This is a genomic window from Dolichospermum circinale AWQC131C (assembly GCF_000426905.1).
Lineage (GTDB): Bacteria > Cyanobacteriota > Cyanobacteriia > Cyanobacteriales > Nostocaceae > Dolichospermum > Dolichospermum circinale.
In genome coordinates, this window is record NZ_KE384588.1 from 137,278 (window position 1) to 144,484 (window position 7,207).

At 37.5% G+C, this 7,207-nt stretch carries 7 protein-coding genes and 2 pseudogenes; 3 read left to right on the plus strand and 6 right to left on the minus strand.

Going from position 1 to position 7,207, the window contains the following annotated elements; translation table 11 throughout:
* Positions 1–39: 39 nt before the first annotated feature.
* Positions 40–672, plus strand: coding sequence for a type I restriction enzyme HsdR N-terminal domain-containing protein (locus ACIR131C_RS0101855; RefSeq protein WP_028088841.1), 633 nt, complete (start codon positions 40–42; stop codon positions 670–672).
* Positions 673–719: 47 nt separating this feature from the next.
* On the opposite strand, the pseudogene ACIR131C_RS27060 reads toward ACIR131C_RS0101855, so the two are convergent.
* From ACIR131C_RS27060 to ACIR131C_RS0101880, 5 genes and pseudogenes are all read right to left on the minus strand, one after another.
* Positions 720–848: pseudogene (locus ACIR131C_RS27060) on the minus strand (antitoxin TumA); the annotation flags it as partial.
* Positions 849–1,102: 254 nt separating this feature from the next.
* On the minus strand, positions 1,103–1,801 hold the full coding sequence (locus ACIR131C_RS25890) for a formylglycine-generating enzyme family protein (protein WP_051347470.1): 699 nt from the start codon (positions 1,799–1,801) through the stop codon (positions 1,103–1,105).
* Between the two features lie 20 nt (positions 1,802–1,821).
* Entirely contained in the window at positions 1,822–2,280 is a 459-nt protein-coding gene (locus tag ACIR131C_RS25895; protein WP_028088842.1) for an inactive serine/threonine-protein kinase VRK3, read from the minus strand.
* 68 nt (positions 2,281–2,348) lie between these two features.
* The gene (locus ACIR131C_RS0101875) at positions 2,349–2,684 is read right to left on the minus strand and encodes a XisI protein (protein ID WP_028088843.1); all 336 of its coding nucleotides are present in this window, start codon (positions 2,682–2,684) and stop codon (positions 2,349–2,351) included.
* Positions 2,672–3,088, minus strand: coding sequence for an element excision factor XisH family protein (locus tag ACIR131C_RS0101880; RefSeq protein WP_028088844.1), 417 nt, complete (start codon positions 3,086–3,088; stop codon positions 2,672–2,674). Before ACIR131C_RS0101880 ends, ACIR131C_RS0101875 begins: the two co-directional genes overlap by 13 nt.
* A gap of 183 nt (positions 3,089–3,271) precedes the next feature.
* On the opposite strand from ACIR131C_RS0101880, the pseudogene cobA reads away from it, so the two are divergent.
* Both cobA and coaE read left to right on the plus strand, forming a co-directional pair.
* Positions 3,272–4,876: pseudogene (gene cobA / locus ACIR131C_RS27290) on the plus strand (uroporphyrinogen-III C-methyltransferase).
* A gap of 47 nt (positions 4,877–4,923) precedes the next feature.
* Positions 4,924–5,514, plus strand: a complete 591-nt coding sequence (gene coaE / locus ACIR131C_RS0101895) for a dephospho-CoA kinase (RefSeq protein ID WP_028088847.1) — start codon at positions 4,924–4,926, stop codon at positions 5,512–5,514.
* Positions 5,515–5,733: 219 nt separating this feature from the next.
* Here the strand turns inward: coaE and ACIR131C_RS0101900 are convergent, their stop codons facing one another.
* Entirely contained in the window at positions 5,734–7,128 is a 1,395-nt protein-coding gene (locus ACIR131C_RS0101900) for a TldD/PmbA family protein (protein ID WP_028088848.1), read from the minus strand.
* Positions 7,129–7,207 lie beyond the last annotated feature (79 nt).

Consider the following 7,207-nt stretch of genomic DNA (forward strand, 5'->3'; position numbering starts at 1 on the left):
ATGATTTGAGCTTGAAATTTCGTCGGGAGAAATATCAAAATGCTTCAGTCTATTGCAGCCAAGGATGTGACGCTACGGGAATTAAAGCAAAATTTTGGCATTCAAATCGTTGAAGATGCTACTTTTTTTCCTGAGTGGTTGGATGGGCTTGAGGCTTTGAACAAAGAAGAGCAACATTTATTAGATCGGGTGAAAGCTAATTTTTTAGAATTGATGGATGATCCCCCAATGCTAGAAAATACAGTGAAGATGGTCGTACTTGCGCCCTTGTTAGATTTAGCTGGTTTTTATCATAAACCGTTTAGGATTGAAACAGAAACGGGTGTAGCCTTAGAAATGGAGGATGAAGGAACGATTATTCGGGGGCGGATTGATGTTTTGGTGTTAAAAAATCGGCTTTGGTTGTTGGTAATTGAATCAAAACGGAGTGATTTTGCGGTGACACGCGCGATTCCTCAAGCTTTGGCTTATATGTTGGGTAATGAGGAAACTGTGCTACCAACCTTTGGTATGATTACCAATGGTAATGAGTTTTTATTTTTAAAGGTATTGGAACATAAATATGCTAATTCACGGCTGTTTTCTTTGGTAAATCCTGATAATGAGCTTTATAGTGTGTTACAGGTATTAAAACGTTTGGGAACGGAGGCGATCGCCTTCAGTGAGACATAGGAATCGCTAATGGTTAAGAATATTTATTGCATCTTTATATCCTATCTTCCGGGATTATATTGGTAAAAAAATTCTTCAGAATCCATTTTTTGTTGGTTTTCATAGATACTCAACCGTTTTGCAACCGCAACTAAAGCATCTAATGGTGATGTGTATTGAATAGTTTGTTTACGCATTGTCTTTTTCAATTATGGATATAAATTTAAAATAACATAACCTCAAAATATAATACAGCAAGTAGCTTTGAGTGAAGTACACTTTGTGCGGGCAAGACTTGTACTGAGATTGGTCGAAGTATGCCCGCACCACAAGAGTTTTATCATTAATATCTGTACTTCAGAATACCGGTAACTGCTGTAATTATAGGAAATGTTGGGTTTCCTGGTGTCAACCCAACCTACTTATTAAAAATATTTGAAAGTGTAAAAAATTAAAGAATCCCTGCACCAGAAACCACCAACCGAAAACCGTTGTCTTTGTTCCTGCGGTCTCCACTATTGTAGCTGCGACTGGCCGAACGGCAATAAGAAGGATTGAGATACCACTGACCACCACGCAGCACACGGTTGTTATCGTTACTCATCCAAGCAATACTACTATTAGTAGTAGGCCAAATAGGCGCGTTTATATAGTTTTCATGCCAACCATCTTCACACCACTCCCAGACATTTCCGTGCATATCATACAAACCAAAAGCATTAGGGGGGAATTTTCCTACTTCTGTGGTTTGTCCATACTTATTACGATGATTGACTAAATCGCTGGTAATGGTATCACCGAAGTAGTAGGGAGTTGTGGTATTAGCCCTACAAGCATACTCCCATTCAGCTTCACTGGGTAAGCGATATAATTTACCTGTAGCTTTACTTAGTCTGGCACAAAATTCCTGTGCGTCATGCCATGATACATTTTCAACTGGAAGATTTACACCTTGGAAGTGTGAGGGTTTAGACCTTAAATCAATTTTCACCTTGGGTAAATATGCTACCCTTTCCCATTGGGCTTGAGTAACAGGGTATTTTCCCATGTAAAATGGTTGAATGGTAACTTGATGTTGGGGTCTTTCTCTATCATATCCTACTCCTTCTGGTGAACCCATGAGGAATTTTCCCCCAGGTATTGCTACCATTTCTAAAACTACTCCTTTTCCTAGATTTTCGTTTTGTTAGGTAATAATTCAACTAATATCTGTTTAACTTCCGACTCGCTGAATTTTCCTTTTTGTTGTAATTCATCTAAGAGATTTTTACCTTCGATAAATTCCTGAATTAAATATAATCTTCCTTCTTGGGGAAAGAAAGCCAGTAAATCAGGAATATGTGAATGTTTCCCTAAATCTCGCAGTCGAAAAGCTTCTTGTTTAAATAACTCCGTCGCTTTTTCTAAAGCCGCACTTCCCGACTGTTGGGGTAAAAATTGCTTAATTACACAGGGAGTATCTAATCTTTGTTTGTCTACTGCTAAAAAGGTTCTCCCAAAGCCACCTTCACCAATTACCCGCACACTACGATACCGTTCTTGCAATATTAATTTACTTCCACAATGTTGACAAAATATCGTGTCCGGTGGATTTTGCTGTAAACAGTCGGGGTTAAGACATTGACTCATAGATACTCGTTGGGGCTAATCGTTTCAGTATAATTATACAATATTTTCCATTTTTACCCCAAATCTAATTAATTCACCGCAAAATCACTATATTTTCTTCTGGTTGGTGAATGAAATGCTAAAACAATATCTTGTTTTGGTACTCCTAATTCTAATAAATCTTGAGCAATTCTTCTTTCAGTTCCATTGTGTTGTATCCAAATTTTACCATCTTTAATATCAATATGTAGCATGATTCCATGAATGCGTTTTTCTCCATTCCATCCCACAGTCATTAATTGATAATGATTATGTTCTTTATCAATAATTACCTGTAATTCTACATCTCCATAGGATGGTTTATATTGACTATATTCTTTGAGAATACTTTCAACATAATGCCGATACTTTTCTAATTTATCCATTGAGATATTACCTCCTTGTCAATATTATAAACAATAATTTTTAACTGATAATCAATAATAGCTATCTGAGTAAATTCTAGCTTGAAAAAACTTTCATAAATATCAAATGGGACAGCTAAATATAAAATTCTTTCTGGTTCTTGCCGTCGTAAAATTAAGCGATAATTCAGCAGTTGTCCAAGAGCTTGATGAAAGTCAGAAATTGTCGAATCACCAAGAAAACTTTTGATCTCAACAGCTATTTTTTCATTGTCTTTTTGGGCTGCAAGCATTTTTTCTGCCCCCAAATCAACATATAAATCTACTCCTCCAAATTGAATAAATAATGGATCATTTGTAATTGTCCATCCTTCTTTAATTAAAGCATTTTTGACAACATCGTGAAATTTGTCTTTAGCCATTATTTATATTTTTACTATTAAGTAAGCTATGATACTTGGTGTGGCTGGGATATAAGCAACACAAGTACCATTGTGATCAGGACGAATAACTGTGGTGTAGTCTTGTAAAGACCTGATAAGGATTATATCATGTTTGAGTTACTTTATTATAATAAAACAACCTTTATTTAGGAGTAATTACTAAACATGATTATAAAAATGGGTAAAGTCTATCTTGTTGGTGCTGGACCTGGAGATGTGGCCTATTTAACAGTTAAAGCCTATCGTCTTTTACAAACTGCTCAAGTATTAGTCTATGATGCTTTAGTTGATAGTCAATTATTAGATTGTGTCCCTGGTAATTGTCTAAAAATAGATGTTGGTAAACGCGGTGGTCAACCTAGCACTTCCCAAACTGAAATTAACGATTTACTAGTAAAATATTGTTTAGAAGGTAAACAAGTTATTAGACTAAAATCAGGAGATCCTTTTATATTTGGTCGCTGTCTTTTAGAAATTACAGCTTTAAAAACAGCCGGTTGTGATTTTGAACTCATTCCCGGAATCTCTTCGGCATTAGCAGCGCCATTATTAGCGGGAATTCCCCTCACAGATAACGTTCTTAGTCGTTGTTTTGCAGTCTGTACAGCCCATGAACCAGATACTTTAAACTGGGAAGCATTAGCAAGCTTAGAAACCTTAGTAATTTTGATGGGAGGAAAAAATTTACCAGAAATAATCCATCAAATGATAAAATATGGAAAATCCTATTCTACACCCATTGCTATTATCCGTTGGGCTGGGACACCAAACCAACAAATCTGGACAGGAGAACTGGAAAATATCCTCCAGCAAACCGCTGGTTTATCTCTCTCTCCCGCAGTTATAGTTATTGGTGAAGTTGTCCGATTACGCGATTACTTGTAATCTAACTATAATCTAAAAAAATCTCCTCTTTGCGTCTTTACTCCTTTGCGTCTTTGCGCGAAACCAAAAATTATTAATGCAACAACCGTGAATTACAATCTTTCCCCCCTTGCTGGTAAAACCATCTTAGTTACCCGTTCCGTCGGCCAATCAAATCAATTTAGCGATCGCTTAACCTCCGCAGGTGCTAAAGTAATAGAAATGCCAACTTTGGAAATTGGACCTCCTAGTAGTTGGGCAGCTTTAGATCAGGCAATTTTACATTTATCAACTTTCAATTGGCTAATTCTCACCTCTAGTAATGGGGTAGAATACTTTTTTCAAAGATTAGCAAAATCTGGTCAAAATCAAGATGCTTTATCTGGGGTAAAAATTGCCGTTGTCGGTGAAAAAACAGCCCAAAGTTTGCAAAAAGAAAATATACAAGCGGATTTTATTCCTCCTAACTTTGTTGCTGATTCTTTAGTGGAAAACTTTCCTGAATTGCTAACAGGTAAAAGGATATTATTTCCTAGAGTTGAAAGTGGTGGAAGAGAAGTTTTAGTTAAAGAATTAACCGCAAAAGGTGCGGAAGTAATTGAAGTTCCCGCTTATGAATCTTGCTGTCCTCAAAATATCCCAACTGCGGCTGAATATGCGCTGGTTAATAATACCATAGATATCATTACTTTTGCGAGTTCTAAAACTGTTCTGTTTTTCTCCCAATTAACAGCACCTATTTTTACCTACAACCCGGAAATTTTGGACAGGGTTTCTATAGCTTCCATTGGTCCGCAAACTTCAAAAACTTGTCGTTCTATCTTGGGAAGAGTGGATATTGAAGCGGAAGAATATACTTTAGAAGGTTTAACAAATGCTATTATTAAATATGTAATCAAAGAATAACGAACCACAGAGGCACAGAGATCACAGAGAGATTTATTTAATCACTAATGAATAAAAATTTAATTGGTTTAACTGGTGGTATTGCGACGGGTAAAAGTACAGTTGCTAATTATTTGGCTACAGGTTACAATTTACCGATTTTAGATGCAGATATTTATGCGAGAAATGCTGTGTCTTTTGGTTCTCCTATTCTATCAGAAATTGTAGGAAAATATGGTGAAGATATCATATTCAATGATGGTAGTTTAAATCGAGGAAAATTAGGAGAACTTATCTTTAATGTTCCAGAAGAACGTCATTGGGTAGAAAGTTTAATTCATCCTTATGTTAGAAGTTGCTTTGATAAGGCTATTCAGGAATCATCTGCAAATACTTTAATTTTAGTGATTCCTCTATTATTTGAAGCGAATTTAGAAGGTCTAGTTAATCAAATTTGGGTTGTATCTTGTTCGGAACAACAACAACTAGAAAGATTAATGGCAAGAAATAATTTAACAGCAGAACAAGCAGCAGCAAGAATTAATAGTCAATTACCTATTGCTGAAAAAATCGCCCGTGCTGATGTAAATTTAGATAATTCCTCTAATTTAGAATCGCTTTTACAACAAATAGATATAGTGATAAAAAAGGGTATTTAGGCCTTGCTGATAGCGTAGCGTTAGCCATATAAACCTAAAACCATTTATTAACAAAGGGTATCGTGGATTTTTACCACAAAAAGGCCAGGTTTTGGCTAATGGTGTTTCAAAATGAATTGCATTTTTCTTTGTCGGATTTGCAAAATTGAGAATATCCAGACAGTTAAAATTGTTCGCTGTTCCCTGTTCCCTACCCTCGGAGATTGCGCGAAACAAAATTTAACTTTCCCCCCCCACTACAACATCCCTAATTCGCAAACTCGGACCACCGCAACCCACCGGTAAACCATTTTGTCCACCTTTACCACAACCCCCGGATTCATCCCAGTAAAAATCATCACCAATGGCTTCTATATCTGCGAGGGTTTGGAAGACGTTACCGGAAAGGGTAACATCTTTTACGGGTTCAGCAATTTTCCCGTTTCTAATCATCCAGGCTTCCCCAGCAGTGAAAGTGAACATTTCCCCATTCGTCATTCCACCTAACCAATTTTGGGCATAAACTCCTTCTTTGATATCAGTAAATAAGTCGGGAACTGGGGTTTTCCCGCGTTCAATCCAGGTATTTGTCATTCTGACAATGGGTGAAAAGTGATAATTAAGACAACGAGCATTACCTGTGGGTTTCTCATCTAATTTACCAGCAGTTTCACGGGAATGCAGTCTACCAACTAATACACCATCCTGAATTAATTGGGTAGTCGTTGCGGGTGTACCTTCATCGTCGTAAAAATAACTACCGCGATGTCCTTGGGGTACAGCACCATCAAATATTTGCAGTTCTTCTGGTCCAAAACGTCTTCCTAAAGTCATAACTTCGAGAATATCCGGGTTTTCATAGGCCATGTCCGCTTCGGAAAGATGTCCGAAAGCTTCATGAACAAATAAACCAGTGAGAATGGGATCAATAACTACGGTGTAAGTGTTACCTTTGATTGAAGGTAATGATAAAGACGTAACGGCTCTTGCTGCCGCACCTTTAACTTGTTTGTCTAAATTAGTTAGGTCTTCGTAGGCTTTGCGAGAACCAGTGGTTTCTCTGCCGGTTTGTACTGTGTCTCCATTCCTGGCTGTGGCTGCAAAGCGCATTTCCATATCTACCCAAGATTGGTCAATGAAAGTCCCTTCAGATGTGATAATAATCACTCTTTGGCTGCTGTCACTATAACGGACTGAGGTGGTAGTAATACGGCTGTCTAATGTTTTCATTAGTTCCGTGTAGCGATCGCATAATTGTTTTTTCTGCTTCAGCGAAACTTGACGGGGATCAGTACCCAAGATCGGTAATTGACATACTGCTTGGACAGGATCAATAGGTGCGAGTATAGTTTCTTCATCACCAATTATCCGGGCTGCGGCGATGGCTTCTTGTATGCGCTCTTCAATGGTTGCTAATTTATTAAAACTACTTAATCCCCAGCCACCTTTATAACAAGTACGAATCTGGCCACCAATAGAAATACCCTCACTGAGAGTTTCCACTTGCTCACCACGTAAGACAATATCTGTTCCCTCGGCTTCTTCTAAGCGAATCATTAAATAATCCACACGGGAAGAGTAACGGGAAATTAAATCTGAGAGGAGATTTTGAACATCAGTAAGTTTGGTTGTCATTGCAAAATTCACTATCAGTAGGTTGGCGTTAAAAATTGTCGTTATGACAAGGGAACAGGGAACAGGGAACAGGTTTTGG